This window comes from Pseudarthrobacter sp. NPDC058196 (genome assembly GCF_042882685.1).
In the GTDB taxonomy this organism is placed as follows: domain Bacteria; phylum Actinomycetota; class Actinomycetes; order Actinomycetales; family Micrococcaceae; genus Arthrobacter.
On sequence record NZ_JBHVVN010000010.1, the window covers coordinates 186,620 to 212,174 of the forward strand.

27 protein-coding genes are annotated in these 25,555 nt (G+C 66.6%); 13 read left to right on the plus strand and 14 right to left on the minus strand.

Annotated features, from left to right (window positions below):
* Nucleotides 1-61 precede the first annotated feature (61 nt).
* Together ACFVVC_RS15830 and ACFVVC_RS15835 are read right to left on the minus strand one after the other, a co-directional pair.
* On the minus strand, nucleotides 62-814 hold the full coding sequence (locus ACFVVC_RS15830; RefSeq protein ID WP_387455188.1) for an ArsR/SmtB family transcription factor: 753 nt from the start codon (nucleotides 812-814) through the stop codon (nucleotides 62-64).
* 124 nt (nucleotides 815-938) lie between these two features.
* On the minus strand, nucleotides 939-1,346 hold the full coding sequence (locus ACFVVC_RS15835) for a DUF1304 family protein (protein WP_387455191.1): 408 nt from the start codon (nucleotides 1,344-1,346) through the stop codon (nucleotides 939-941).
* An 87-nt stretch (nucleotides 1,347-1,433) separates the two neighbouring features.
* On the opposite strand from ACFVVC_RS15835, the gene ACFVVC_RS15840 reads away from it, so the two are divergent.
* A complete protein-coding gene (locus ACFVVC_RS15840) occupies nucleotides 1,434-2,477 on the plus strand; it encodes a helix-turn-helix transcriptional regulator (protein WP_387455193.1) in 1,044 nt (347 codons plus the stop codon).
* A gap of 10 nt (nucleotides 2,478-2,487) precedes the next feature.
* On the plus strand, nucleotides 2,488-2,823 hold the full coding sequence (locus ACFVVC_RS15845) for a cupin domain-containing protein (protein WP_387455196.1): 336 nt from the start codon (nucleotides 2,488-2,490) through the stop codon (nucleotides 2,821-2,823).
* Between the two features lie 164 nt (nucleotides 2,824-2,987).
* Here the strand turns inward: ACFVVC_RS15845 and ACFVVC_RS15850 are convergent, their stop codons facing one another.
* From ACFVVC_RS15850 to ACFVVC_RS15895, 10 genes are all read right to left on the minus strand, one after another.
* Complete coding sequence (locus ACFVVC_RS15850) at nucleotides 2,988-4,460, minus strand: hypothetical protein (RefSeq protein ID WP_387455199.1); 1,473 nt, start codon at nucleotides 4,458-4,460, stop codon at nucleotides 2,988-2,990.
* 373 nt (nucleotides 4,461-4,833) lie between these two features.
* Complete coding sequence (locus ACFVVC_RS15855; protein WP_387455201.1) at nucleotides 4,834-6,075, minus strand: MFS transporter; 1,242 nt, start codon at nucleotides 6,073-6,075, stop codon at nucleotides 4,834-4,836.
* A gap of 100 nt (nucleotides 6,076-6,175) precedes the next feature.
* Nucleotides 6,176-7,423: an AGE family epimerase/isomerase gene (locus ACFVVC_RS15860; protein ID WP_387455204.1), complete on the minus strand. Its 1,248-nt coding sequence runs from the start codon at nucleotides 7,421-7,423 to the stop codon at nucleotides 6,176-6,178.
* 34 nt (nucleotides 7,424-7,457) lie between these two features.
* A complete protein-coding gene (locus ACFVVC_RS15865; RefSeq protein ID WP_387455206.1) occupies nucleotides 7,458-8,201 on the minus strand; it encodes a sulfite exporter TauE/SafE family protein in 744 nt (247 codons plus the stop codon).
* Nucleotides 8,202-9,641, minus strand: coding sequence for an NAD-dependent succinate-semialdehyde dehydrogenase (locus ACFVVC_RS15870; RefSeq protein ID WP_387455209.1), 1,440 nt, complete (start codon nucleotides 9,639-9,641; stop codon nucleotides 8,202-8,204).
* A gap of 59 nt (nucleotides 9,642-9,700) precedes the next feature.
* Nucleotides 9,701-10,516, minus strand: a complete 816-nt coding sequence (locus ACFVVC_RS15875; RefSeq protein ID WP_285249185.1) for a carbohydrate ABC transporter permease — start codon at nucleotides 10,514-10,516, stop codon at nucleotides 9,701-9,703.
* 4 nt (nucleotides 10,517-10,520) lie between these two features.
* Complete coding sequence (locus ACFVVC_RS15880; RefSeq protein ID WP_387455211.1) at nucleotides 10,521-11,477, minus strand: carbohydrate ABC transporter permease; 957 nt, start codon at nucleotides 11,475-11,477, stop codon at nucleotides 10,521-10,523.
* Nucleotides 11,474-12,763, minus strand: a complete 1,290-nt coding sequence (locus ACFVVC_RS15885) for an ABC transporter substrate-binding protein (protein ID WP_387455214.1) — start codon at nucleotides 12,761-12,763, stop codon at nucleotides 11,474-11,476. The genes ACFVVC_RS15880 and ACFVVC_RS15885 overlap by 4 nt, the downstream gene beginning before the upstream one ends.
* A gap of 93 nt (nucleotides 12,764-12,856) precedes the next feature.
* Complete coding sequence (locus ACFVVC_RS15890) at nucleotides 12,857-13,741, minus strand: aldolase (protein ID WP_387455217.1); 885 nt, start codon at nucleotides 13,739-13,741, stop codon at nucleotides 12,857-12,859.
* Nucleotides 13,742-13,772: 31 nt separating this feature from the next.
* The gene (locus tag ACFVVC_RS15895; protein WP_387455220.1) at nucleotides 13,773-14,678 is read right to left on the minus strand and encodes a PfkB family carbohydrate kinase; all 906 of its coding nucleotides are present in this window, start codon (nucleotides 14,676-14,678) and stop codon (nucleotides 13,773-13,775) included.
* 137 nt (nucleotides 14,679-14,815) lie between these two features.
* On the opposite strand from ACFVVC_RS15895, the gene ACFVVC_RS15900 reads away from it, so the two are divergent.
* The 8 genes from ACFVVC_RS15900 (at nucleotide 14,816) to ACFVVC_RS15935 (ending at nucleotide 20,080) form a co-directional block, all read left to right on the plus strand.
* The gene (locus ACFVVC_RS15900; RefSeq protein ID WP_387455223.1) at nucleotides 14,816-15,958 is read left to right on the plus strand and encodes a Gfo/Idh/MocA family protein; all 1,143 of its coding nucleotides are present in this window, start codon (nucleotides 14,816-14,818) and stop codon (nucleotides 15,956-15,958) included.
* A gap of 70 nt (nucleotides 15,959-16,028) precedes the next feature.
* Nucleotides 16,029-16,811, plus strand: a complete 783-nt coding sequence (locus tag ACFVVC_RS15905; protein WP_387455226.1) for a DeoR/GlpR family DNA-binding transcription regulator — start codon at nucleotides 16,029-16,031, stop codon at nucleotides 16,809-16,811.
* The gene (locus ACFVVC_RS15910; protein ID WP_387455228.1) at nucleotides 16,808-17,725 is read left to right on the plus strand and encodes a 2-hydroxyacid dehydrogenase; all 918 of its coding nucleotides are present in this window, start codon (nucleotides 16,808-16,810) and stop codon (nucleotides 17,723-17,725) included. The genes ACFVVC_RS15905 and ACFVVC_RS15910 overlap by 4 nt, the downstream gene beginning before the upstream one ends.
* Nucleotides 17,726-17,756: 31 nt before the next feature.
* Complete coding sequence (locus ACFVVC_RS15915; RefSeq protein ID WP_387455231.1) at nucleotides 17,757-18,224, plus strand: SRPBCC family protein; 468 nt, start codon at nucleotides 17,757-17,759, stop codon at nucleotides 18,222-18,224.
* Between the two features lie 6 nt (nucleotides 18,225-18,230).
* The gene (locus tag ACFVVC_RS15920) at nucleotides 18,231-18,575 is read left to right on the plus strand and encodes an iron chaperone (protein ID WP_387455234.1); all 345 of its coding nucleotides are present in this window, start codon (nucleotides 18,231-18,233) and stop codon (nucleotides 18,573-18,575) included.
* A gap of 62 nt (nucleotides 18,576-18,637) precedes the next feature.
* Complete coding sequence (locus ACFVVC_RS15925; protein WP_387455325.1) at nucleotides 18,638-18,961, plus strand: hypothetical protein; 324 nt, start codon at nucleotides 18,638-18,640, stop codon at nucleotides 18,959-18,961.
* 244 nt (nucleotides 18,962-19,205) lie between these two features.
* Nucleotides 19,206-19,592: a VOC family protein gene (locus ACFVVC_RS15930; protein ID WP_387455237.1), complete on the plus strand. Its 387-nt coding sequence runs from the start codon at nucleotides 19,206-19,208 to the stop codon at nucleotides 19,590-19,592.
* A gap of 137 nt (nucleotides 19,593-19,729) precedes the next feature.
* Entirely contained in the window at nucleotides 19,730-20,080 is a 351-nt protein-coding gene (locus tag ACFVVC_RS15935; RefSeq protein ID WP_387455240.1) for a cupin domain-containing protein, read from the plus strand.
* 57 nt (nucleotides 20,081-20,137) lie between these two features.
* On the opposite strand, the gene ACFVVC_RS15940 is transcribed toward ACFVVC_RS15935, so the two are convergent.
* Nucleotides 20,138-21,391, minus strand: a complete 1,254-nt coding sequence (locus tag ACFVVC_RS15940) for an MFS transporter (protein WP_387455243.1) — start codon at nucleotides 21,389-21,391, stop codon at nucleotides 20,138-20,140.
* On the minus strand, nucleotides 21,388-21,849 hold the full coding sequence (locus ACFVVC_RS15945) for a MarR family winged helix-turn-helix transcriptional regulator (RefSeq protein WP_387455245.1): 462 nt from the start codon (nucleotides 21,847-21,849) through the stop codon (nucleotides 21,388-21,390). Before ACFVVC_RS15945 ends, ACFVVC_RS15940 begins: the two co-directional genes overlap by 4 nt.
* Before the next feature lie 134 nt (nucleotides 21,850-21,983).
* Here ACFVVC_RS15945 and ACFVVC_RS15950 point away from each other — a divergent pair, with 134 nt between their 5' ends.
* The 3 genes from ACFVVC_RS15950 (at nucleotide 21,984) to ACFVVC_RS15960 (ending at nucleotide 25,553) form a co-directional block, all read left to right on the plus strand.
* Nucleotides 21,984-22,490 (plus strand): DUF3592 domain-containing protein, encoded by a 507-nt coding sequence (locus tag ACFVVC_RS15950; protein ID WP_387455248.1) that lies wholly within the window; start codon nucleotides 21,984-21,986, stop codon nucleotides 22,488-22,490.
* Between the two features lie 52 nt (nucleotides 22,491-22,542).
* Nucleotides 22,543-23,121 (plus strand): SOUL family heme-binding protein, encoded by a 579-nt coding sequence (locus ACFVVC_RS15955; protein WP_387455251.1) that lies wholly within the window; start codon nucleotides 22,543-22,545, stop codon nucleotides 23,119-23,121.
* Nucleotides 23,122-23,474: 353 nt separating this feature from the next.
* Nucleotides 23,475-25,553, plus strand: coding sequence for a beta-galactosidase (locus tag ACFVVC_RS15960; RefSeq protein WP_387455254.1), 2,079 nt, complete (start codon nucleotides 23,475-23,477; stop codon nucleotides 25,551-25,553).
* Nucleotides 25,554-25,555: the final 2 nt, after the last annotated feature.

The window sequence follows — 25,555 nt, forward strand, 5'->3', positions numbered from 1 at the left end:
GGGTGTGTCCGTGCCGTGCTGCCGTCCGCAGCTGCCGGTGGTCAGCTGGCGTCCGGGGGACTTAGGTGTACATCAGCGACCCGGGCGTGGTGAGCTTCTCACCGGTCTCAAGCCAGGTCTTCAGGCCGGACAGGATCATGGGCCAGCCGCCGTAGAGCTGTTCGTTGGCGCCTTCGCGCAGGTCACTGTGGGTGACGGTCAGGTGGCATGAATCGCCCACCGCTTCGATTTCCCAGGTGATCTTCGAGGTGCCCTCGGCCTTGACGTCGTCGCCCCACAGCGCGCGCATGGTCTGGACAAGACGGCGCGGCGGATCCACTTCCAGGTTCTCGCCCTCGCCCAGGGCCTCCCCGGCCTTGGGGTTGCCCATCACGAACTTGCCCCCGGGTGTCCAGTCGGACTCCAGGGTGTTTCCGAACTGGTACTTGCTGCGGATATCACTGTCGGTGATGGCTTCCCAGAGCCGTTCCGGGGTGGTCTTGATGTAAATCTCGAAGATCTTTTCCATGGGACTTTCCAATCTTGATTTGAGGTCGCTGAGGGCAGCGGCCCATGGTTCTGCGTATTTGCTGACCCAGCGGTCATGGACCAGGCGGATGGGCACGGGGTTGAGGAAGTGCAGCTTTTCCCGGCCCCGACGGCGGGTGGCCACCAGGCCTGCGTCCTCCAGGATGCGCAGGTGCTTGGCGATGCCGAAGCGGGTCATGCTGAACCTCGCCTCGAGCGCACTCAGGGTCTGGCCGTCCTCGCGGAACAGCTCATCGAGCAGGTCCCGGCGGGTGGGGTCGGAGAGTGCTTTGAACACGTCGTCCATACCGCCCATGATAGGTGACTAAATGGTCACCTATCAAGGGTTTTCGGCAGTCGGTTCGCGCCGGGAGCCGCGTGGGCGGAAACGCCCGGCGGACGAGCCGGCGGTACACCGGCGGCCAGGTCGACTAGGGCCCCAGGGGCAGGAAGAGCAAAGAGAGCAGGGCGGGAAGGGTGGCGGCCAGGGTCCCCGGGAGGCTCTCCCACCGCCTCGGGTAGTGGCCCTGCAGGTCGGCCAGCAGCATGGTGGGGGCGGTGAGGACCATGTTCAGGCAGCAATAGACCACCAACGTGTACCCCACCACGGGTTCGCCGATGTTGACCGCCACCAGCCCGGCCGCTACTCCCAGCGCGATCACCAGGTTCTTGTACCCGGTGGGGATGGCCCACATCATCACGGCGGGCACGTTCTCCGGCGGCGTGCTGAGGAACTTCTGCGCCCATCTGCGGCGCGGGAGGAGGAAACTCTCCACCGGGAAGACACCCACGTAAATGGCCACCGCCAGCACCGCAAAGACCTGGGACATGATGCTCATGCCGGAAGGGTAGGGCCGCGGGACTGGTGTGTACCATCCCCGGAATGGGGGATTCCACGGCGGCCCGGGGAGTCGGATACTGGACCCATGTGGGAGGAACGCGCTGAGCGTGCCCGGCGGGAGATCGCCGCGCTGGCCACAGACGGACTGGACTTGGCCGCCCTCTATGCCGCCGCCCTGTCACTGGTCCGGCAGTCGGTGCCGTTCGACCAAGCCTGCTGGGCCGGCGTCGACCCCGACACCATGGTGATGAATTCGGTGATCAACTGGCGGCCCTGGCCCGTAACCGACGAGTACGCCGTCCGGTTCGCCCAATCCGAGTACCAAGGGAACGAGCCGAACACCTTCGCCCAGTTGATGCGCCGTCCGCACCCGGTGGCGCGGATATCGGACGCGCCGGGCCGTGCGGTCGCCGGCAGCATCCGGATCAACGACCTCCTGCGCCCGCTGGGACTGGTGCATGAACTGCGCGGCGCGTTCCGTGTGGACCAGTCGTGCTGGGGAGTGGGCAGCCTGTTCCGGAGCGGGGCGGGAGACTTCAGCGACCGGGAGGTGGAATTCCTGGCAGCGGTCACGGCCGCGCTTGCCGCCGCCACCCGCATCGCCGCCCGCGCCCACCACGGGGTGTGGCGGCAGCCTGAAGGTCCGGTCATCGTCCTCGCCGGCGATCGGGGGGAGTTGCGCGCCGCCACCCCGGCCGCCACTACGTGGCTCCAGGCACTCGAGGACGCGGCCCCGGGCCGGTTCAGCATGGTGCTGTACGCCGTGGTGGCACAGGCAAGGGCATCACGCACCGGGACGGCGAAGACCCGGATGCGGGACCTCGACGCCGGTTGGGTGGTCCTTCAGGCCAGCCGGCTCCTCACCGGGGACGATCCCGTGCAGATGGTGGTCACCGTGGAGCCGGCCACAACCGGCCAGCTGCTCACCCTGCTCCTGGCTGCCTACGGCCTCACCCCCAGGGAACAGGAAGTCTGCCTGGAACTCATGGCAGGCTGCCCGGACGCGGACATCTCCCGGCACCTGTCCATCTCGCCGCACACCGTCCACGACCACCTCAAATCCATCTTCGACAAAGTGGGGGTGGGCAGCCGTGGGGAACTGGTCGCCAGGTTGACGGCAACTGGGTAGCCTTGGGCGCATGCAAAAGATATCGGTCGACGCCCTGGCGCGCCAGCAGCTCGAAGCAGCGCTCGCATCCCCCACCGGCCGTGCCGCCGATACCGTTTACGGCGGCCACGAGAAGGTCCTCCGACAGTCCGTGATGGCTATGGCGGCCGGAACCCAGCTGAGCGAACACAAGAACCCCGGCGACGCCACGGTGTTCGTGATCCGCGGCTGCGTCAGGCTGACAGCCGGGGAGGACTCCTGGCAGGGCAAGGCGGGGGACCTGCTGATCGTCCCGCCCGGCCTGCACAGCCTGACAGCCGAGGAGGACTCCACCTTCCTGTTCACCGTGGCCAAGCACCGGAAATGACTGGCGGGCCGTAGGGGACGACGCCGACTGCCGGACTTCCCGGCGACAGACACTGGGTACCCGGTTCGTGAGTCGAATCCGGACAGCCCGGCGGTGGGCATGGGGGAGGTCCCCGGTTTTTTGAGCCGGGGACCTCCTTTTCTGCCTTCCGGCCTTACGGTCGGTTAACTGTTGGCGATGGTGAAGCGCTCAACGCCGCACGCGGATGATGCCGGGAGGTTGTAGGCGTCTCCGGTGTAGCTGGAAGCCCAGCGCCAGGTTCCCTCAGTGGTGGCGTGGAACGCGCTGTTGGTGGTGCTGTACGTTGCATTCCCATTCACGGTCACGGTTTGGGTGTACGCGGGTGTTCCCGAGCAGGTCGAGTCACTCGGGGCGTAAAGGTTGAACGTGATGCTTCCCGTGGGAGTACCGAGTCCCGCAGACAGGATGAAATTGTCATTCGGAATGAGGTCCTGGGTGGTGGCGACGGTGGGCTGTGCCTTGGTGAAGGAGTTGGTGTACGTGCACGTCACGTTTTGGCCCGCGCCGAGGGCGATCGACGCCTGCTGCCCGGTGATGGTCACTCCCGATGCCGTGTCGCATGTCAGCGAGACGAAGCTCCATGGTGCAGACTGGGCACCTTCAGTCACCGAATAGGTTCCGGACCCCAGCTTTGTGTAGGTCCGTGAGCCGGCGTTGTTCAGCGTGAAGCTGGACGGAGTCAGGTTCGACGACGTGGTGTAGGCGAAGGATTGCGTTCCGGGAACTGGCTCGTTTTGCGTCACTTTGTTGATGGTGATGCTGCCGCAGTTGCTGATGTTGACAGCAATCGGGGCGATGAAGTCCTTCAACTCAGCGGTAAAGGACGACGACGAGCGGCTCTTGGCGAATGCGGTACCAAATGCCTCGCAGACACCGGCCGGGAAGACGCCGGCGGCCGTCAGGTTGATGGACGCCTCACCAAAGAGCCCGGTGGTGAGAGTGCCGCCCGCTATCGGCTCGGAGACGGTGGCAGCGTTGACTGCGCCTTCGGCGGTGGTGCTGCCGAGGGTCACATGCTTACCCCAGCAGGGCAGGGCGTTGGCCGAGAAGCAGTCGCTCGCCGAGCCTGTGGCAGACGTCACCCAGAAATTAAGGCCCAGCGTTGGGGTGCCGCTCCCGCCGAAATCGTACGTGACCAGCAGGTCGCCAGCGGTGCGGTTCAGGGCCAGCGGGCCGGAGGCCGTTCCGGTGAAGCCGGTGGTGGCGCTCTGGTTGATTTCGAAGTCAAGGTTGGCGTTGCCTATATTGACCAGCCGTTCCCACCCCAGGTACAGGAAGATGTCGCCGTTCGAAGCCTGTTCCGAAGCCTCATAGAAGCGGGTGAGGTCGTTCTTGTTGGGCGGGATTGCGCCCGTGACGACAGTAACCGCGGCGTTGTCTTCCTTGGTGCCCTGGCCGAATGAATTGTCTGTTTGTCCCGTGGGCCTGTCGATGCCGGTGTGCCGGCCGGGCACGTTGGCCCAGTCCAGGTTGCCGGGGGTGTTGACGACGAGGTTGCCGTCATTGCCTTCAAAGGCACTGCCGGACAGATTTGCCTGCGCCGCAGTGGTTCCGCCAAGGACCAAAGCCAGACAGGCGACACCCACGCCCCAACGGGCGCGCGTGATGCTCTTCATGGTGTGCTCACTTCCACAAGTGGCCAATTGCTCTTGCTGCGCGGGACCGGGGTCCGGCAGCGATGTTCCCAGCATCTCCCCAATAAGATCGGTGGCCACCCGCGCAGTGGGTGCCAGCCGCACTACTCCGGTGATGGCGCTGTTGCCTCACGGAGTCGGTACCGCAGCACGCGGCCAAGGGAAATTGTTGGCGGTGTACCGGTGATGTCGCTGGGCAGTCTGCGCATCAGTCATCCTTATGCGTGGGCAAGGGTCAACGCCCGCCCGTCCCGGTCTGAGTCCAGGACCTGTTACCTTCACGTAACCCAGCGGTTTGAGTTTACGCGCGGGCAAGGCGTGGTACAATACCCCACCCACTGCCCGGTGTCGACAATCAGGGGCTTTTTGTGACGGTTTCCTTCACCGGCCGGGGCTCCAGCCAGACCCGCTCCCGCGGGCCCGGCGGGTAGGCGTACTTCTTCCCAGCAAAGGTGATCACCAGCGCGGCAACCACCGGGACCGCGGCGGCCACGGGAACCAGCAGCGGTCCGCCCGCCACCAGCGCCCCGGAGCCGTAGAGTGCGCCGACGGTGATGCCCAGCTGGATGGTCAGCACGGTCAGCCCGTTGGCGGCCTCGCTGTATTCACCGCCGGCCCGGAGGATCGCCGACTGGTTGTAGATGCCGATCGCCCCGAGGCCGGCCCCCCAAACCGTCATCAGCGCCAAGGTGACGGGGAGGTTCCCCACCGCCAGGGGGAGGAAGAACATCGAAGCGGCGATGGCCGCCGTCGTCATGATCAGCGAACGGCGCGGGCGCGAATCCACGGTCAGCCCTGCAATCCAGATGCCCAGCAGGCCCGAGCCGCCCAGTACGGTCAGGGAGAGGCTGGTGGCGTAGTCCGGCAGGTGCGCCTCACGAATGAAGGGCGCGATGTATGTGAAGAGAGCGAAGTGGGCCAAAACCAGCAGCGGCCAGGCGACGGCCACAGACTTCACGCCGGGCTGGCCAATGGCCTTGCGGAGCGACGGCCGGGCGGCGTCGGTAATGCGCCGGACCCGGGGGAGCAGCCAGAACGCGAGGACGGTGAGGACCACCCCGAAGCCAGCCAGCACCAGGAACGCCGTCCGCCACCCCAGGAACCCGCCCAGGGCGGTGCCCACCGGGGCCCCGATGGCCAACCCCAGGCTGTTGCCGCTGAACACGATGGCCAAGGCCTTGCCCACCTTGTCCGCCGGGACCACCCGGGCCACGAACGGCGCCATGGTGGTCCAGAGCAGCCCGTGCGCCAATCCGCCCACCAATCTTGCGATCATCGCCGAGGTGAAGTCCGGCGCCAGCCCCACCATGGCGTTGCTGAGCGCGAACGTCAGGACCAGCGCCACCAGGAGCGCATGCCGCGGAATCTTACCCAGGAGCCGCGCCGCCGGAACCACGGTGACGACAATGACGGCGGCGTACGCGGCAGCGAGGTATCCGGCCACTGGCTCGGACACGCCAAGGCCGGAGCTGATCTGCGGCAGCAGCCCGGACGGCAGCAGCTCCGTGGTGATGGCAGTGAAGGCTATGGTGGCCAGGACCGCCATGGCGGCGTAGGGAAAACGGGCAGGGGACGGCGCGGAAATCGCGGAAGGCATGGGGGTTGCGTCCATTCAAGGGGTGGGATTGGAAAGCGGCTCGCTGGCCGGACAATTCCTCCCTTAAATTTACAGGATCGAACCCCCTGCTCCGTTCCGGTTACGGCGTGTTCAGGCGTGCGTCCAGCAAGCCGGCCGCGACCGCTGGAGCCAGCCCGGGAGCCAGCGGGAGGCGCGGGACCACCAGGCAGTGCCACAGGTGGTAAATGTCCGCCTTCCCGGACCACACGGTTGAGGTGACATTGCCGTTCTCGTCGAGTTCCTGCTTCCAGGAACCGTGCTCGTAGTCGATGAACCAGTCGCGGGCGTGGTCCCAGATCCGCTCGTACCAGTCCGCGTACTGCTGCTCGCCCGTGGCGATGTACAGGGCAGCAGCACCGCCGATCGCCTCCGCGGGTACCCACCTGATCCGGGTGGTGACAACGGGCTTGCCTTCCCAGTCGACCGTGTAGACAAATCCCGGATGGCCGTCCGGTTGCCAGGCATCCCGGATGGCGGCATCGAACAAGCCGCGTGCATCCTCGAGGAGCCACTCAGGGATGTCCAGGCCGCGGGCCTCGAGCCCGGCACGGAGGTGGAGGAGCAGCCGCGCCCACTCCACCCAGTGGCCGGGGGTTCCACCGTAGGCGCGGAACTGGCTGGCGCGGTCATCGGTGTTGTACTCGGGCATGGGCTTCCAGTCCGGGTCGAAGTGCTCGAACACCCGGTAATTGTTGTCGCGCGCAAACCGGTGGATGAGCACCTCGGCGATGTGCAGGGCCCGTTCGAGCCACCTGTTCTCTCCGGTCACATCGGCCACGATGAGGTAGGCCTCCACCGAGTGCATGCTGGCGTTGCCGCCGCGGTATGCCTCCGTTTCCGTGAAGTCCCGGTTCCATGAGTCGAAGCACATGTTGGCCTCGTGGTCCCAGAATTTCGTGTCGGCGACCCGCAGCGCCTCATCCAGCAGCTCCCGTGCTCCGGGGCGCCCGGCCGCGACGGCGCTGGCAGCAGCCAGGAGTACGAAGGAGTGCTGGTAGCCGGACTTGGTGTCGTTTACCGGACCGTCCTGGTCCACCTCGGCGTACCAACCGCCAAACTCGTCATCGTGAAGGACGCCGTTGAGGGCGGCAATTCCGTGGTCCACGAGCGTGGCCGCTCCCGGCCGTCCCATCAGGGCAGCGACGGCGAAACTGTGGGTCATCCGCGCGGTGATCCACAGGTGGGTTGGCTTGTCGGCGAACACCTTGCCGTAGTTGTCGAGCCAGCCGAATCCGGTGGCGACCTTGGAGGCCTCGGCGAAACGGACCAACCGGTCGGTTTCCGCCTCAAGCCATCGTGCGTGGGCGGGGCTGTTCAGCCACGTCATGTCATGTCCTCTCTGTTGCAGGGTAGAAAATAGGTCAGCCGGCGGCTTCGAGCACGCCGCGGATAATGGTGGCGGCCGCCCCCAGGTAAGCCAGGACGACCAGGAGTTTCTGCGCTGCCCGGGCAGGGACGAATTTCGAGGCGACGTCGCCCAGTACCAGCCCGGCCAAGCACGCGGCGGCGACGGCACCCCACATGGCCAATGGCATCACAGGGAACGTTGTGGGGGCAGTGATGGCCTTGGAGACGAGTGAGAAGGTACCGATGGTGAAGAAGTACGGCTGCATGGTGGCAGCGAACGACCGGTGCTGCCATTTGGTGGCGATCGAGTACATGCTGACCGCGGGCCCGCCCACGCCGGCGGCCGTGTTCATGAATCCGCTGAGGCCGCCGGCGGCTAACAGGTAGCGCCGGCGCGACGGCAGCGTGGCGGACTTCAGTGCCAGCAGGACGGTCAGCCCGGCCGCGAGGAGCACCCCGATGGAGATCTCCAGCACCGGCGCCGGAATCAGGCGGATCAGGAAGGCCGCCGGAATGATGCCGAGCAAGGCAGCGGCAGCAAGAAACACGTAGCGCTTCCAGTCGATGTCGCGCAGCACCCGGAAGATAATGGCTCCTGCCGTCACCGCCCCGCATACATTCACCAGCACCACGCCTTCCACCGGGCCCAGGAGCAGAACCAGGAACGGGGCGGCCACCAGCGCGAAGCCCATCCCGGTGATCCGCTGCATCCCGGCACCCATGACGACGGCCCCGAGGACCAGCCCGGTGGTCAGCATTTACGGTCTCCAGGCCACGTACTGGACCTCTTCGAACTCTTCGAGGCCCAAACTCGATCCTTCCCGTCCCAAGCCTGACTGTTTGGCGCCGCCCATCGGGGCGAAGGCAACGGACGGAAGGGGGTCGTTCACGCCGACGATGCCGGCCTCAAGCTGCTCCGGGATCTCCCAGCCGCGCTTCGGGCTGCCGCTCCACACGTAGGCGGCCAGGCCCATCTCGGTGGCGTTCGCCTTCCGGATGGCGTCCTCCTCCGAGGAGAAGGTGACGACGCCGGCGGCCGGGCCGAACACTTCTTCGGTCACCAACAGTGCGTCGTCCGGGACATCGGCCAGCAGGGTGGGCGCCATGAACGCACCCCCGCCAGGGACCGCCGTGCGCTGGGTGACGCGGCGGGCGCCCCGGTCCAGGGCGTCGTCCACCAGTGCCTGTACCGCGGACACCCTGTCGGCGTCGATGACCGGGCCCAGGTCCGGGACCGGCGCGCCGCCGTCGGGAACGCCGTGACCGATGGTCATCGCGTCAAAGCGGGCGCCCAGCCTCCGGGCGAACTCGTCGGCGACGGTGTCCTGGACCAGGAACCGGTTGGCGGCCACGCAGGACTGGCCGGTGTTGCGGAGCCTGCCCAGGACCGCGCCATCAACGGCGGCATTAAGGTGCGCGTCCTCGAAGACGATGAACGGTGCGTTGCCGCCGAGTTCCAGCAGGGGCCGGACCACGCGCTCGGAGGCTGATGCCATGATCTGCCGGCCCACACCCGTGGAACCGGTGAAACTGACGGCACGGACCGCCGAGTGGGCCATCAACGCCGCGGTGATTTCGCGTGAGGGGCCATGGACCAGATTCACCACGCCGGCGGGAAAACCGGCGTCGTGCAGGACTTCGAACAGGCCGGTCGCAGCCAGCGGGGCCTTCTCCGAAACCCTGCCCACCACGGTGCACCCGGCGGCGAGCATCGCGGCGAGCTTGCGGGCCTGGATGGAGACGGGGAAGTTCCACGGGGTGAGGCTGAGGGCCACGCCGACGGGCTTGCGGCTGCTGAGGTGCCGGCGCCCTTGGAGTTCAGGTGGGCTGATGGTGCCGGTGGCGCGGCGGACCTCCTCGGCGAACCAGCGGAAGTACTCCACTGAGAAGTCCACCTCGCCCTGCGCTTCGGGAAGCCTTTTGCCTGCCTCGAGTGCCAGCGTGTGCGCGATTTCGTCGCGGCGTTCCGCCAGAAGCGCCGCCGCGTTGCGCAGCAGGTCTGCCCGGTGGCGGGCGGTGGTGCGGGACCAGGTGCCGAAGGCTTCGGCGGCGGCGTCGGCGGCCTTGGTGGCGTCCCCGGCCGAGCCCCAGGCGACCTCGCCCACGGTGCTGCCGTTGCCCGGATCAGTCACGTCCTTGGCGGTTCCGGCAGTGTGCCAGGTGCCGTTGACAAGGTGCCGGGCTGATGTGAGGTTCATGGAAGGAGCCTTTCGTTGGGCCGTGAGGGCACCACCGGTGCCGCGCGTCGTCGTCGTACTCATCCCTTGCTTGCCCCTGCCGTGATGCCGGCAACGAAGTAGCGCTGCAGGAAGACGTAGGCCACCACTACGGGCAGGGAGGCCAGGATCACGCCGGCGAACAGCAGCGGGTAGTTGGTCTGGAACTCGCCCTGGAAGCTGAGCAATGCCAGCGGCAGGGTCCGGTTGCCGGGGGACTGGATGAACAGCAGCGGGTAGAGGAGCTCGTTCCAGTGGATGACGAACAGGAAGATGGCGGCCGCGGCGATCGACGGTGCGGAGAGCGGCAGGGCGATGGAAGCGTAGGTCTTCCACGGCCCGCTGCCGTCGATGGAGGAAGCTTCATAGAGTTCCTTGGGCAGCGTCCGCATGAACCCGCCCAGGATGAAGACGGCAATGGGCAGCGTGGACACGACGTTGGCCAGGATCAGGCCGGCCAGGTTGTCCAGCAGGCCCAGCCTGCCGAAGAGGACGTAGAGCGGCACCATGTTGGCCTGTGCCGGGATGGCCATGCCCAGGACCAGGAATCCGAAGATGGCCCAGGACATGAACCCCTTCAACCGCGACACGGCGTAGCCGGCCAGGCTGGCCACGAACAGGGTAAGTGGGACCGAAATCCCGGTGACGATCACGCTGTTCATGAAGGACGAACCCAGGTTCTGGCCGCCCACCACCTCGACGAAGTTATCCGGGGCAAGTGAATGCGGAAGGCTGAACGGGCCGGCGAACAGTTCCTGGGTGGACTTGAAACTGCCGAACGCCACCACTGTCAACGGAATGATGATGATGACCGCGTAGATGGCCAGGATGGCGCGGCGGCTTAGTGTTGCGAGCATGCTGCTAGTCCCCCTTCGGGGTGAGCCGGAGCAACCGGCGCTGCAGCCAGGTGACCAGGGCGATCATCGCCATGAAGATGATCGACTGGGCGGCGGCGTAGCCGAACTCCGAGTTGGCAAAGGTGCTGTAAATGCGGGTGGAGAGGATATCCAGGGCTGCCTTGGGCGGGTTGCCGGCAATGCCCAGGATCAGGTCGAAGGCCTTGAAGGACTGCACCGTGGTGTAGGCCACCACGATGGAGGTGGCCGGTGCCACGAACGGCCAGGTGATGGATTTGAACTGCTGCCATTTGTTAGCGCCGTCCATCTCCGCCGCTTCGTAGAGTTCCTTGGGGATGGCCTGCAGCCCGGCGATGTAGACCACCATCATCTGGCCCGAATGGAACCAGACCTGGGTGACCGCCACCCAGTACAAAGCCTGGGCGTCGTTGCCGAGGTAGGCTCCACCGTCCACCCCGACGGTTCGGAGGACCGAGTTGGCCAGGCCGAAGTTGGGGTCGTAGATGAATTTCCAGATGAAGGCCACCGAGACGGAGGACAGGATGGTGGGGAAAAAGAACAGTGCCCTCAGCAGGATGCTGCCCCGCGAGTTCTTGGTCAGCAGCAGGGCCAGGACCAGCGAGAACGCTGTCTGGGCGATCACCACCAGCAGCACGAACTTCAGGTTGTTCGTCAGCGCGTTCGTAAACAGCGAGTCCTTGGTGAACGCCCGGACGAAGTTGTCCACGCCCACGTAATTGAACGCCGCGGAGAATCCGTTCCAGTCCGTGATGGCGTACTGGAACGCCTGCAGCGTGGGCATCACCAGGAAGAAGGCGACGACGGCGACTGCGGGCAGCGGGAAAAGGTACAGGGCCGGATTCACCCGTGTGGGAGAGCGGCGGCGCACCTTGGCAGGGTTGTCGGGGGTGTGGCTGTCCGGGGCCTTCCGCCGGGCAGCCGTTCCGGGATGGATGCTCATAGCCGTTCGTCAACAATCTTCTGGGCGGCAGCGGCTGCCTGCTCCGGGCTGGTGCCGGAAATGACGGCCGTGGCGCTGGCCTCCACCGCGTTGCGGACATCGAGGTTGTTGAACTGGAAGCGGGCGGCGAGTGCCGTCTTCTTCTGCAGCCAGGGACTCAGGCGCTTCAGGTCCGGGTTGGTGTACTCCACCTTGTCCACGGAGACGTGCTGCGCGGTTTGGTTGGCGTAGTAGCCGGCGTTCTCGGGCTCGGAGAGGAAATCGATCCATGCCGCAGCGGCGGCCTGGTTCTTGCTGGCGGAGTTGACGCCCAGGATGAAGGTGGCGTTGTAGGCGCCCTCGTATTTGCCGTTGCCGTCGGAGGTGGTGTTGGGGAACACCAGGTCGATCGGGAACTTGGCACCGAGTCCGCGGACTGCCGCGAGGTGGTAGGAGCCGGTGGCGAGCATGGCGGCCTTGCCCTGGGAGAACAGGTTCTGGGCCGGTTCAACGGCGGTGCCGGTGGCGTTGGGCTGCACGAAGGGCTTCAGGTCCTTGTACTGGCCCAGCATCTTGATGAACCAGTCGTCCGTGCACTTGAGCTTCCCCTGTTCGATCTGGGCGCACATGTCGTCCACGGGGGCGTTGTTGGCAATCATGCAGTTGAACAGTTGGCCGCCGTTTCCAACATCGCCGCCCGGCCAGGAGATGGGGATGACGCCGGCAGCGGCGAGTTTCTCGCACATGCCCAGGAAGGCGTCCCAGTTCTTGGGGGAGGTTTCGGCGCCGGCCTTGTCGAAGAGGTCCAGGTTGGCCATGGGCATGGGGAACACCACCTGGTAGGGCAGACCCAGCTGGTTGTCGCCGCTCTGCCCGGCGGACAGGAGTCCCTTTTGGTAGTTGCCTACGGCTTTGCTGCCCTTGAGGTCGGTGTACACCCCGGCCTCGGTGAAGTTCTTGAACTGTGAGCCGCGGAAGGTGGCAAACGCGTCGCCGATGGAGCCGCCGCGGAGCTTCTGCAGTGCTTGGGCGTTGTAGTCGTTGGAGGTCGAGATGTCCTGGGCAACTTCCACGCCGTCGTGTTGTGCCACGAAGCGCTTGATGAGTTCGTCGAACACGGCCTTGTCCTCGCCGCGCCAGTGGGCGAAGGACACCTTGCCGGTGACGGCTCCGGTGGCGGGTGCCGACGGCCCGGTTGCCCCTCCCGGCTTGGTGGAACCGCCGGGCCCGGCGCACGCTGCCGCAGCGGCGCCGAAGCCCAGGGCCCCGAGAAGGGCGACTGCCTGCCGGCGTGAAATCTGACTCACAATAATCTCCTCGTTGAGTGTTTGCTGTGCCTTGTTTGCTTGCTGCTGAGAGGGGCCGGGCCCCGTGAGGGTGCTGTGGTGCGGGAGAACTGCCTAGGCGTTGGTCCTTTGGGCGGACACGACGTCGTCCACCACGGCGCAAAGGCGCTGCAGCCTGCGGACGGCATCGGTGGAGAGGGATTCGACGACGTCGGGGGCTCCGATGCAGGAAGCCCAGACTGCGCGTCCGGAGAGGAACCCGCTGGCACCTTCGAGGCAGGCCCACCGGACGGCGTCCGGAAAAACGTCCTCGGGAACGCCGGAGGAGAGGACCACCCAGGGGCCGTCGATGGCTTTGGTGAGCTCGGCGCAGGCGTCGCGGACGTCGGCTTCCGAAGCCTGGCCGTGGAACGGGACCTCGGCTTTGTACAGGTCGGCGCCCAGGCTGCCCAGTTCCTTGGCGGCGGCCAGGATGCCGGCGTTCCAGTCAAAGTCGCCGCCGGCCAGGGGCTTGCGGGAGACGGGTTCGATGATGCTGATCAGCCCGGCGGAGCGGCAGCTGTCCACGAACTCGCGGACCATGGCCACGCGGCCCTCGGCGGGCTCGTCCGGGCGGTAGAGCACCAGCAGCTTCAGGGCCTTCACGCCCAAAGCTGCGTACTTGTGCGGATCCACCAGGCGGTCGATGGTGACCTCGCCCACCAGTTCGCCGTGGGCGGGTTCAAAGTGGTCGGCGGAGGCGATCAGCCCGCAGCCGGGGTCCACCACGCCGGCCTCGATGGCCTGGTCCAGGGCGAACTGGCGGTCGATGAGGACGCCGGAGGCGTATGGCGTCAGGATCCGGGCCGCCTCGAGCTTGAAGTCGCGGAGGTCGTGGTCCGTGACGGGCTGGTCGGTGTGCTCGGCGAACATGTTGCGCATGGCTTCGCGCTGGTCAACGGCGAGCATCGCAAAGGCGCCTGAGGGCCGTTGGAGCGGGGAGAGGTCTGCATGGTTCATGGGCTGGCTACTTTCAGCTGGGCGGGTTGGGTCAGGAATGGTGGTTGGAGGCGAATTCGGCGGTGATGGCCCGGCGGGGGATGGCAGAGCGGCCGTCCAGCCCGGCACAGGATGCGGCGGCGGTGCGGCCCGCGAATGCGGCGGCGTCCGCCAACGGCAGGCCTGCGGCGACGGCGGCGAGGAGCGCGCCGTGGTAGACATCGCCGGCGCCGAGGGTGGAAACGATGTCCGCCGGCGTGGCCGGCACGTGGACGGGGTCCCCGCCGCGTTCCAGGACCCAGGCGCCGTCTGAGCCGGCGGTGGCGACGACGGCCGCGGCGCCGTCGTCGAGCGCTTTGCGCAGGAGGGCGCCGGGGGAGTGCCCAGCGCCGTACTCTGCCTGGAGCCTTTCCATGGTGGGCACGTAGAGTGCGATGCCGCCGGGGCTGAAGGAGGGGATGGGATTGCCGGCGTCCACGCTGATGTTCAGCGCTGCGGGGCGGGCACCTGCCACTGCATTCCATCCCAGGTGGTCGGTATGGACCCAGGCGGCCGATGCCAGCAGGTCGAAGAAGCGGCTGCCCGCAGGGAAGCTGACCGGCGGCACGGGCCTGGTGACGATGGCCCGGCTCTCGGTTGCCTTGCTGACAATGATCACGCTGGCGCCGGTCTTGACGCCGGGATCGCGGATCACGGCGGAGGTGTCCACGCCTTCGGCTTCCAGCCCGGCAATGATGCGGTCGCCTTCTTCGTCGGTGCCGAGGACGCCGGCGAAGGCAGTATCGGCCCCCGCCCGTGCCGCTGCGACGGCTGCCGTGGCCGCAGGGCCGCCGCCCGCCGTCGCGAAATCCGTGGCGACGGTCCGGCTGTCCGCGGCGGGGTAATCCTGCACCAGGGCAATGGAGTCAAGAGTGGCGCAACCTACGAAGAGCAGGGGTCCAGTTGACGGTTGGGGCACGTTCCACCTCGTTGTAGTTCCGGCTGGTATTGAAGAAATATACACACGCTATGTTGGAAAAACAACACTTTCTGTATAGTTGTGTTTGGGATGCAACGCCGCAGCCCCCCACTCAACGTAGAGAAACGGAGCAGCTCATGTCATTGCCTACTGCGGAATCTGTCCGGACCATCCGGTACGGACTCATCGGGGCAGGCCACATGGCCCGCGAACATGTCAGGAACCTTGCCTTGATCCCCGGGAGCCGGATCACCGCAGTGTCCGATCCCACGCCGTCATCCCTCGAGGAGACTGCCAAGGAGATCGGCTATGACGTGCAACTCTTCGCCTCCCACCAGGAACTGCTGGCCTCGGGACTGGTGGACGCGCTGGTGATCGCCAGCCCCAACGACACCCACTTGGGCATCCTGAAGGACATCTTCGCCAGCGGCACCAACCTCCCGGTCCTGGTCGAAAAGCCCGTATGCACCAGCGCAGAACAGGCGGACGAGCTCGAAGTCCTCGCCGCTGGCTACCCGGCGCCGGTGTGGGTTGCCATGGAGTACCGGTACATGCCGCCGGTCCAGGAGGTTGTCCAGGCCGCACACGATGGAAAGCTCGGCAACATCTACATGCTTTCCATCGTGGAACACCGCTTCCCGTTCCTGCACAAGGTGGATGCCTGGAACCGCTTCGCCGAGCGGACGGGCGGCACCCTGGTGGAGAAGTGCTGCCACTTCTTCGACCTGATGCGCCTGATCCTTCAGGACGAGCCCGTCCGGGTCTACGCCAGCGGCGGCCACGACGTCAACCACATGGACGAGGTGTACGACGGCCGGGTCTCGGACATGGTGGACAACGCCTACGTCATCGTCGACTTCAAGGGTGGACGCCGGGCCATGCTGGAGCTGTCCATGTTCGCCGAAGGGTCCAAATTCCAGGAGCGGATCTCAATCGTCGGCGACGCCGCCAAGATCGAAACCCTCATCCCGGTGGCGGCCAACCACTGGATCCCCGGCGACGAAGCCGAGGCAACCGTGGAATTCAGCCCCCGGTCCCCGCTCGGCCCGGAAAAGCATGACGTGCCGGTGGATGAGGCTGTCCTCGCGGCCGGAGCACACCACGGTTCCACCTATTACGAGCACCTCGGCTACCGGAAAGCCATCCTGGGCGAAGGCCCCGTGGAGGTCACTGTTGCCGATGGCCTGCAGTCCGTGCGGATGGGCCTGGCGGCGGAACGTTCTATTACGGAAGGACGCCCCGTGGAGCTTGCGAATGCGGTTTCCGGGGTACGTTCGTAAGAAGATTTGTGTTGGAAGTCCAACACGCCGCCCGGGTCTGCCCGGCGCATTGGGGAGGGAAGAGCAGCTTATGAGCACAGCACATGGAGAGGCGCCGCTGACGCCGCGCCAGCGCACCATCCTCGATGAGTTGGGTCGGAAAGGCTTCATATCCACGAACGACCTCGCGGGGACGTTCGCAGTCTCCGACATGACCGTGCGGAGGGACACCCGGGTGCTGGCCAAGCGGGGCCTGGCCCGGGTGGTCCACGGCGGGGTCAGCGCCGTGGACGGGCACGGCCAGAACGCCGACTTCGCCGCCCGGGTCCGGGAGGACGCCGACGCCAAGCTCCGGGTGGCACGGGCCTGTGTGTCGATGATCAGCGAACGGGACGCCATCATCCTTGATGCCGGCACCACCACCTACCAGATCGCCCAGGAACTGCCCACGTCCTTCAGGGGGACCATCATCACGCACTCAGCCCCGGCCATCCAGCGCTGCCTGCAGCTGACGGAGGCCCGCACCATCTGCCTCGGCGGGGAACTGTTGCTGGACAGCCAGGCGTTCAACGGTCCCATGACCGTGAGCGCGGCTGCCGGTTTGCGCGCCAAGACGGCGTTTATCGGGGTGACCGGGATCCACGATGAGGCCTTCTACATCGAACGCGACGTGGAGCGCGCCACTAAGATCGCCCTTATGAATTCGGCGGAACAGGTAGTGGTGGTGGCAACGCACCAGAAGATGCTCAGGTACGCGCTGGCGCGGCTGGCAGCTTTTGATGCGGTGGACATCCTGGTGACGGATGCCCGGCCGCCGCAGGAAATCGAGGATGCCCTGGGCGCTGCCAACGTCAAGCTGATGGTCGCCGCATGAGCGCCCGCCTCCGCGTCTGCCTGCCCGCCCAAAACCTGCTGGACGCGCTCGCCCCGGTGGGCGGCGTCGACTTTGTGCTCTGGGACCTCACCGGCCCCGCCCCCGAGGGCCGGCTCGACCTCCTGGTGCCGCCCTACATGGGCAAGCCGTCCGCGCTCGCCGCGCTGGAAGGTGTGGACGTGGGCCTGGTGCAGAGCCAGTCCATCGGGTACGACGGCGTCGCCGCAGTTCTGCCCGCTGGTGTCACCTTTGCCAACGCGGCCGGAGTCCATGAGACCTCGACGGGGGAGCTTGCCGTGGGCATGATGGTCGCCGCCCAGCGCGGCGTTCCGGACTTTGTCCGGAACCAGGAAAGCGGCACATGGGACAACAGCCCGCGTCCCAGCCTGGCGGACAGGCGCGTCCTGCTGGTGGGCTATGGGGGAGTCGGCAAGGCCATCGAGGCCAGGCTCCTCCCGTTCGAAGCCGAGGTCACCCGGATGGCAAGCCGACCACGCGAGGACGGCCGTGGAACCATCCACGGGATCGACTCGCTCTATGAACAGCTGCCGCTGCACGAGATCGTAGTGGTCAGTGTTCCGCTCAACGGGCAGACGGAGCAACTCGTGGACGCCAAGTTCCTCGCCGCCATGCCGGACGGCGCCCTGCTGGTGAACGTGGCCCGCGGCCCCGTGGCCAACACGGACGCGCTGCTGGCCGAGACCGCAACCGGCAGGCTACGCGCCGCCCTGGACGTCACCGATCCGGAACCGCTGCCCGCCGGCCACCCGCTGTGGACCACCCCGGGAGTGCTCATCACTCCCCACGTGGGCGGCGCCAGTTCGGCCATGTTCCCCCGCATGGTGCGCCTGGTCAGGAAACAGATCGGGCTGCTGCTCGATGGCCGGGAACCCGTCAACGTGGTCCTCCCTTAACGCGGGCGGGCCGCGGCCCTATGCTTGGCCCATGTCTACTTTCGAAGTCCGTCGCAGCGCCGTCATCCCTGCCCCCGCCGAGGAGATCTTTCCGCTGGTGAACAACTTCCACGAATGGACCGCATGGTCCCCTTGGGAGGCGGTGGACCCGGGCATGAGCCGCCGCTACTTCGGCAGCGAATCAGGGACCGGCGCGGGCTATGAGTGGAGCGGCAACCGCAAGGCCGGCAGCGGAACCATGGAGATCGTGGAGTCCGTCCCTTCGAGCCGCATCGGGATCCGGTTGCAGTTCACCAAGCCGTTCAAGGCCCTGAACCCCACCACGTTCACCTTCAGCCCGGCGCCGGGAGGCACCGAGGTGACGTGGCTGATGACCGGGGAGAACAAAGGGATCGGCAAGGTCTTCGCGCTGTTCATGAACATGGACAAGCTGGTGGGCGGCGACTTTGAGCGCGGCCTTGCGGCCCTCGCAACCACGGTCGCCGCCCGGAAGAGCTGACGCTCCTTGGGCGCCGTTGACGAAGCGCTGGCCGCCGCCACTGAACCGGACCGCGGCTGCCTGCGCCATGTGGTGGCGGTGGCACGGTCCGTGGCCCCGGACGCGACGGAAGGCATGAGCTACGGGATGCCAGCCCTGAAAGTCGACGGAAAGCCGCTGCTTGCGGCGGTGGCCGCAGCCAAGCACCTCTCGATCTTTCCGTTCTCCTCGGCCGTGGTGGAGGCGGTGGCCGGCCGCTTGGAGGGCTACTCGTTGTCCAAGGGAACCATCCGCTTCAGCGCAGCCCGGCCGGTACCGGATGACGTCATAGCGGACATCGTCAGGTTACGGCTGGCGGAAATCCGGCGGTAGGGACGTGGCAGCCAGGACCTATGGACCTGTTTGCCATCCGGATCGGCGCCTATCCTGAACCCATGGCTGACACCTTCGCGTCCCTCGTTGACACCTTCAAAAACATGGGCGTGGCCCGGGCCTACGGCACTCCGGTGAACCTTGGCGGTAAGGAGATCGTGCCCGTGGCGCTGGTGTCCTTCGGCTTCGGCGGGGGCATGGAATCGGAGGAAGGTGCTTCCGGCGGAGGCGGCGGCGGATTCGTCCTGCCCCTGGGGGTGTACCGGACAGTCAACGGGATCCCGGCGTTCCGCCCCAACACCATCGCCGTCCTGGCCTGCCTGGTTCCCCTCGTGGCGGTGGCGGGCAGGGCCGCCCGCAGGGCCATCTCCGCAACCCGGAAATAGTCCGGCCGCCCTGCCTTGCCCCCAATAAAAACCCCTATTCCATGCGGGAACGAACAGTTCCATAATGGCCTCGTAGACTTCGGGAACCCCGTGCCGATGGCTTCTGCCATCGCGGATCAGGGAGCTCCAGGTGGCCGCCCCGGCATTCGGCGGGAAGGACGGCCACGAGGCCCGGCGGGGGACGGCCGGACCGATTCGGGGGAGAGCATCGCCATCAGGAAATGTGGCAAGGAGAGTTGTTGTCATGCTCAAAGATCTGGAAGTCATGGCTGTTTTGCCGGCGAAGGACGTTGACCGGGCACGGGAGTTTTATCGGGACAAGCTGGGGCTGGAGCCCGAGCGGACCATGGGTGACGGCGGGCTTGTCTACCGGTGCGGGAAGGGTACCGCGTTCCTGATTTATCAAACAGACAATGCCGGGTCAGCCAAGAACACGCAGATTGGCTGGGAAACCGACGATGTGCAGCGCGACGTGGACGAGCTCCGCGGCCGAGGCGTTGTTTTCGAAGAGTACGACATGCCCGGCCTGAAGACCGAGAATGGCATCGCATCGATGGAAGGCGTGGGCCAGGCAGCCTGGTTCCTGGACAGCGAGGGCAACATCCTGAACATTTCCTCGCTTCCGGCTTGACCGCCACCGCCCGCAGTTGCAGGCTCAGCAGATAAGTTGACGACGCCGGCACGTGCCGCCCGCAGCACCCGCACCCGGGTGCCCGGCAGCGGCAGGGCCGGCGCCGCCGTAGGGCCCGGCTGATGGAAGGAGACGCAATGGGAGTCGGGGAGGTGGTGCCGGAGACGGCCGGTGTCTCAGTAGAGTTGCTGGCAACGGTTGACCTTGGCGGCGAGATCGACGGGATGGAAGGGCGCCAGTTGCGGATGCGGATGGTGACCATCGCGCCCGGGGGCGTCTTTGGCCCCTTGCATGACCACGCGGGCCGGCCCGGCACCGTCTACATCCTCTCGGGGACCATCACGGACCACAGGGACGGGGTGGCCACGGAGTACGGGCCGGGCGCGGGCTGGCCGGAGGACCGGAACACCTCGCACTGGCTGGAGAACCGGGGAGCGGTGCCGGCGGTCGAAATCTCGGTGGACATCGTCGCCGCGCCCACGCTCTAAGGTCCCATCGCGGGCTGCCGCCGGTGCCGTCGTGGGCCATTCCTGCCCAACCGTCCCTCAGACGGCCGGTTCCCGCCTGCCCAGCGCCATCCGGAGCGCGCCGCGGAAGGTGATCCGGTTCCGCCTGCTCACCGCCACCACAGCCGCGATTCCGGCCAGGAGCACCACGATGCCGCCGGATGCGACGGACCAGCGGGCACCGAATTGGCTGCCGATCCAGCCCACCAGCGGCGAACCCAGTGCGGTCCCGCCTTGCAGCACGGCCAGGTACAGCGCCAGGACGCGGCCGCGGAACGGGGCTTCCACGGAGAGCTGGATGCTGGTGTTGCAACTGTTCAGGAAGGTGATGGATGCCAGGCCCACCGGAACCAGGATGGCGGCGTAAGTCCAGAACGACGGCGCCACGCTGCCGAGGATCGTAAAGAATCCCAAGCCCAAGGCGCCGCCCAGCAGGAAGCGCAGCCGCGGGCCGGACCGGCGCGCCGCCAGGAGGGCGCCGGCCAGGGTACCCACCGCCATGATCGAGCCGAGGAGACCGAATTCGCTGGGTCCCATGCTGAACTCGGTGGTGGCCATCAGCGAGTTGATGACCGGAAAGTTCATCCCGAACGCGCCCAGGATGCCCACCAGGACCATAATCAACATCAGATCCGGACGGCGCCGCACGTACCGTATGCCCTCCACCACCTGGTGCTTGTTGCGTTGGCCTGCCACAGGAGCGGCCTGGCTGGTCCGGATCCGGAACAGGGAGACCAGTACGGCGGCGAAGCTGGCAGCGTTGAGCAGGAATACCGGGCCGGTGCCCACCCACGCGATGAGGACGCCGGCGATCGCGGGGCCGGTGAGCCGGGCAGTATTGAAGGATGCCGAGTTCAGGGCCACGGCATTGGAGATGTTGTCCTGGCCAACCAGTTCGGACACGAAGGCCTGGCGGGCGGGGGCATCCACGGCGCTGGCCACACCCAGGCAAAACGCAGCCACGTAGGCGTGCCACAACTGGGCAGTGCCGGTGACCACCAGGAGGCCGATGGCCAGGCCGGTGAAACCCATGGCCAATTGCGTCCACATCAGGATGATGCGTTTCCGGTAGCGGTCCGCCAGCACTCCGCCGTAAGGGCCGAACAGCAGCATGGGCAGGAACTGAAGTCCGGTGGTGAGGCCCACGGCGGCGCCGGAGTGGTCGGTCAGGACGGTCAGGACCAGCCAGTCCTGTGCCACCCGCTGCATCCAGGTGCCGATGTTTGACACGATCGCCCCGCCGGCCCAGATGCGGTAGTTGGGGTTTTCGAGGGCCCGGAACATTGCGCTCATTTGCCGCTCATTTCCTGCATGATGCGGGCCGCGCGGCTCAGGGTGAGCCGGTCGTCCTCGCTGAGCCCTGCCACGCGCCGGGCCAGCCAGGCGGTCCGCTGCCGGCGTGCTTCCTCAAGGACCGTCCTGCCCGCGTCGGTGATGCCCACGCGGACCTGGCGGCCGTCGTCGGGATGGGCGGACCTGGTGACGAAGCCCTGGTCGGCGAGGGCGTTGACGATTCTGGTCATGGAAGGGGCCTGGACGTGTTCGCTCTCGGCCAGTGCGCGCAGCGTGCTCGGACCGCTGCCGTTGAGCAAGGCCAGGACGGTGTACTGGCCGGGGGTGATGATGTCGCCGGTGGCTTCGACGCGGAGCCGCCGGGACGTGCGCATCACGGCGGTGCGAAGGTCGATGGCGAGCGTGTCGGGGGCGGTGGGGTCAGCGGTTGCCTGGGGCTTGGTGTGGGCGGGTGTCATATAAGCGGGTGCGCCTCCTGCAAGTATTATTTAGCACTGCTAATTAGTTCTGCTAACTATTATGCCGCGCATGGTTGCCCGTGGCAACGGCCCACGGTGTGGTTTTGCTGACAGGCTCGGGCAGAATGGGAGCCGTGACTGGGCGCAGAACCGACAAAAACCGCAGACCCCCGCAGCCGTGGAAGAAAAAGCTGAACCTGGCGGTGACCGTCCTGGTCATCTGCCTGGGGCCGATCATGATCGGCGTGGGCAGCTTCATGATCAACGCCGACGAGCAGCTCGCGCGCACCGGCGCCCGGACTTCGGGGACAATCGTCCACTTTGACGACGTCACCAAGGCCTCCCAGCGAAGGATCCAGGTGGACTTTACGACGCCGGACGGGTCAGCCCACAAAACGTTCGCGGCCGTGGACCACGACCAGCACCCGGTGGTGGGAACCGACGTTCCGGTGATCTATGCCGAAGACGATCCTGGCCGGGCGATCGTGCCTGGCTATGAGAGTGACGGCGAGTGGTTCCGTGGTGCCGGCGTGGTTTTGACAGTGATCTTCGGCGCGATTGGCGTCCTGGCCGTCGTCCTGATGGGAGTTGGAGCCTTGCGCGGCTTCTTCCGGAGGCGCGGCACGCAACGCGTCGTATGAGCCGCAGCGGGTCTGGCCGCTTCGCCACCTCGGGCGTAGGCTCTGACGCACCATGACTGAACAGCAGCCCTTTGACGTGGTCCGCACCTATCCGCACTTCGAGCTGCGCCGGTACCCGGACTGTGTGGTGGCCGAGGTCAGGGTGACCGCTGACTTTGACCGCGCCGGCAACGCCGCCTTCCGCCATCTCTTCAACTACATCACCGGGAGCAATACCGCACGGCAGAAGCTGGCCATGACCGCTCCGGTGATCCAGGAAGCGGCATCCCAAAAGCTGGCGATGACGGCGCCCGTGCTGCAAAGCGGACCACTGCCCGGAACGGGTGGCGCTGCCGAATTTGTGGTGGCATTCGTCCTGCCGGCCGGGCTGACCGTCGAGACGGCGCCCGTCCCCACCGACCCCAGGGTTACGGTGCGGGGAGTTCCCGGATCCCTGTCCGCCGCCCAGGGCTTCTCAGGAAGCGGCTCCGCCGCCTCTTTCGAGCGCCACAACAACGGGCTGCAGGCGGCACTCGGGCTAGCGGACCTGGTGCCGGTTGGCCTTCCCAGGTTCACCCGCTTCGATCCGCCCTTCAAGCCCTGGTTCCTGCGCCGCAACGAGGTGGTGCAGGACGTCCGGCAGCCCCAATAGCGGGCGGCCCGGGGGATGGGACCCTGCGCCAGGCAGTGTTCTCATGAGGCGGACTCAAGCCAGGCGTTGATGGCGGCGCGGGCGGCGTCGGGCTGTTCATGGCAGATCCGATAGTTTCTTTCCAGCCTGGATATTCTTGAACCCGGCATGCTTCCGGATCGCCGCTTTTCGGGCCCGCAAATGGCTCAGGCACACCCTTGTTAGCGTTCCCATCCACGGCGCTGCGCCCAAGGAAGTGCGCTCCTACTTTCCCGTAGTTGTTGTTATTGCTGAAAGTTTACGATAGTTTCTCTGTGTGATGCAGGTCGCAATGGTGGGGAGCCCGCGGCCAACATGCCAACCAAAGGACAATGATGACCAGCGAGCAACGCACCCATACCCCCGAACACCGGCTTAAGCGCCTGCATGAGCGGCTTGGCGGCATCGCGTACGGCGGGGACTACAACCCGGAACAGTGGCCGCGCGAGGTGTGGGACGAGGACGTCCGCCTCATGAAGGAAGCGGGGGTCAACCTGGTCACCCTGGCCGTCTTTTCCTGGAGCAGGCTCGAAACGGCAGACGGAGTCTACGACTTCGGCTGGCTGGACGAGATCATGGACCTGCTGCACGCGAACGGCATCGGCGTGGACCTGGCCACCCCTGACGCCGTCCCGCCCGCCTGGCTGGTTGCCCGGCACCCGGACATCCTCCCGGTCCTGGCGGACGGCAGCACCTTCGGCTTCGGCTCCCGCCAGCACTTCGACGTCTCCCACCCCGTATACCGGGCAAAGTCCCTGGCAATGGCGGAAAAGATGGGAGAACGGTACGCCGCCCATCCCGCCCTGTGCATGTGGCACGTCAATAACGAGTACGGCCCCGTCTCCTACGGCCCGCACGCCGACCGCGCCTTCCGCGAGTGGCTCCAGGCCAAGTACGGCAGCCTGGAGGAAGTGAACCGGGCCTGGAGCACCGACGTCTGGGGCCAGGTCTACACCGACTGGGCGCAGGTCAATGCACCTGCCCAGCCCCGCGCCTGGTCCAACCCGTCCCGCCGCCTCGATTACCACCGGTTCACCTCGGACAGCATGCTGGCGCACTACAAGGCCGAACGGGACATCCTGCGCCGGCACACGCCGGAGCTGCCCGTGGTCACCAATTTCATGCGCTTCTACAAGAACAACGACTACTGGGCCTGGGCCGCCGAGGAAGACGCCGCGGCGCTGGACATCTACCCGGACCCGCGCGAAGCCGACGCCCACGTTGCGGCCGCCCTCAATTTCGACCTGATGCGCTCGCTGCGGAAAGGCCAGCCCTGGCTGGTCATGGAACAAGCCACCGCGGCCGTCAGCCAATGGTCCGTCAACGTCTCCAAGCTCCCCGGCAAGATGCGTCTAGGCTCCTACCAGGCGATCGCGCAGGGAGCCGATTCCATCCTCTTCTTCCAGTGGCGGCAGGCCAGGGGCGGCACGGAACGCTTCCACTCCGGCATGGTGAACCACGCCGGGCCGGACACCCGGGTATTCCGCGAAGTCTGCGAACTGGGCCGGGAACTGAAGGACCTGGCAGGAATCACCGGCACCCGCTCCACCGCCAAGGTGGCCCTCGTTTTCGACTGGGACTGCTGGTGGGCCCTGGAGCTGGGCAACTCGCCCCGCTCGGACCTGAACTACGCGCAGGAGGTCCTCCGCCTGTACCGGCCCTTCTTCGACGCCAATATCACCGTGGACTTCGTGGACACCGGCAGCGACCTCCGCCAGTACAGCCTGGTGGTCCTTCCCGCCACCTACCTGCTTACCGACGATGCCGCCCGGCGCCTGGAAGATTACGTCTCCGGCGGCGGCCGCCTGGTGGCAAGCTACCTTTCCGGCATCGTGGACCAGGACAACACCATCCGGCTGGGCGGTTACCCGGGCGCCCTCCGCAACGTCCTGGGTGCGTGGAGCGAGGAAATGCACCCGCTGGCCGGGGACGGCGAGGCCGTCAAGCTTTCAACGGCCGACGGCGGCACGGCCTCAGCGGATTACTGGACCGAACACCTGCACACCACCTCGGCGGAGGTGCTGGCCAGCTACGCCTCGGGCAGGCTGGCCGGGTCGCCGGCTGTCACCCGCAACAGTTTCGGCCGCGGCACCGCGGTCTACCTCTCGGCGAGGGTGGACGGCACCTTCCTGGAGGAACTGCTCGACGCCGAACGGACCGCTGCGGGGATCCGCCCTGAACTGGACGCGCCGCTGGGAGTCCAGGCCCGGCGTCGTACCGGCAACGGACGCAGCTACCTGCTGGTCCTCAACCACAACGACGCGCCCGCCCGGGTGGACGTCGGGGCAGGCGGCACGGACGTGCTCACCGGCACCCGCCTCACCGGCGCGGTGGAACTTGCCGCCTACGGGGTCCTGGTCCTGGAAGAGGCAGCTGGAGAACACGCCCGCACACACGCAGAAACCGGCCGGTAGGA

Coding starts and splice junctions, on each gene's coding strand:
- ACFVVC_RS15925 (WP_387455325.1), top strand. CDS start 18,638: ATGGCTGACACCTTCGCGTCCCTCGTTGACACCTTCAAAAACATGGGC.
- ACFVVC_RS15850 (WP_387455199.1), bottom strand. CDS start 4,460: ATGAAGAGCATCACGCGCGCCCGTTGGGGCGTGGGTGTCGCCTGTCTG.
- ACFVVC_RS15935 (WP_387455240.1), top strand. CDS start 19,730: ATGGGAGTCGGGGAGGTGGTGCCGGAGACGGCCGGTGTCTCAGTAGAG.
- ACFVVC_RS15955 (WP_387455251.1), top strand. CDS start 22,543: ATGACTGAACAGCAGCCCTTTGACGTGGTCCGCACCTATCCGCACTTC.
- ACFVVC_RS15945 (WP_387455245.1), bottom strand. CDS start 21,849: ATGACACCCGCCCACACCAAGCCCCAGGCAACCGCTGACCCCACCGCC.
- ACFVVC_RS15840 (WP_387455193.1), top strand. CDS start 1,434: ATGTGGGAGGAACGCGCTGAGCGTGCCCGGCGGGAGATCGCCGCGCTG.
- ACFVVC_RS15860 (WP_387455204.1), bottom strand. CDS start 7,423: ATGACGTGGCTGAACAGCCCCGCCCACGCACGATGGCTTGAGGCGGAA.
- ACFVVC_RS15890 (WP_387455217.1), bottom strand. CDS start 13,741: ATGAACCATGCAGACCTCTCCCCGCTCCAACGGCCCTCAGGCGCCTTT.
- ACFVVC_RS15930 (WP_387455237.1), top strand. CDS start 19,206: ATGCTCAAAGATCTGGAAGTCATGGCTGTTTTGCCGGCGAAGGACGTT.
- ACFVVC_RS15830 (WP_387455188.1), bottom strand. CDS start 814: ATGGACGACGTGTTCAAAGCACTCTCCGACCCCACCCGCCGGGACCTG.
- ACFVVC_RS15915 (WP_387455231.1), top strand. CDS start 17,757: ATGTCTACTTTCGAAGTCCGTCGCAGCGCCGTCATCCCTGCCCCCGCC.
- ACFVVC_RS15880 (WP_387455211.1), bottom strand. CDS start 11,477: ATGAGCATCCATCCCGGAACGGCTGCCCGGCGGAAGGCCCCGGACAGC.
- ACFVVC_RS15900 (WP_387455223.1), top strand. CDS start 14,816: ATGTCATTGCCTACTGCGGAATCTGTCCGGACCATCCGGTACGGACTC.
- ACFVVC_RS15870 (WP_387455209.1), bottom strand. CDS start 9,641: ATGAACCTCACATCAGCCCGGCACCTTGTCAACGGCACCTGGCACACT.
- ACFVVC_RS15910 (WP_387455228.1), top strand. CDS start 16,808: ATGAGCGCCCGCCTCCGCGTCTGCCTGCCCGCCCAAAACCTGCTGGAC.
- ACFVVC_RS15855 (WP_387455201.1), bottom strand. CDS start 6,075: ATGCCTTCCGCGATTTCCGCGCCGTCCCCTGCCCGTTTTCCCTACGCC.
- ACFVVC_RS15875 (WP_285249185.1), bottom strand. CDS start 10,516: ATGCTCGCAACACTAAGCCGCCGCGCCATCCTGGCCATCTACGCGGTC.
- ACFVVC_RS15905 (WP_387455226.1), top strand. CDS start 16,029: ATGAGCACAGCACATGGAGAGGCGCCGCTGACGCCGCGCCAGCGCACC.
- ACFVVC_RS15865 (WP_387455206.1), bottom strand. CDS start 8,201: ATGCTGACCACCGGGCTGGTCCTCGGGGCCGTCGTCATGGGTGCCGGG.
- ACFVVC_RS15960 (WP_387455254.1), top strand. CDS start 23,475: ATGACCAGCGAGCAACGCACCCATACCCCCGAACACCGGCTTAAGCGC.
- ACFVVC_RS15940 (WP_387455243.1), bottom strand. CDS start 21,391: ATGAGCGCAATGTTCCGGGCCCTCGAAAACCCCAACTACCGCATCTGG.
- ACFVVC_RS15845 (WP_387455196.1), top strand. CDS start 2,488: ATGCAAAAGATATCGGTCGACGCCCTGGCGCGCCAGCAGCTCGAAGCA.
- ACFVVC_RS15835 (WP_387455191.1), bottom strand. CDS start 1,346: ATGAGCATCATGTCCCAGGTCTTTGCGGTGCTGGCGGTGGCCATTTAC.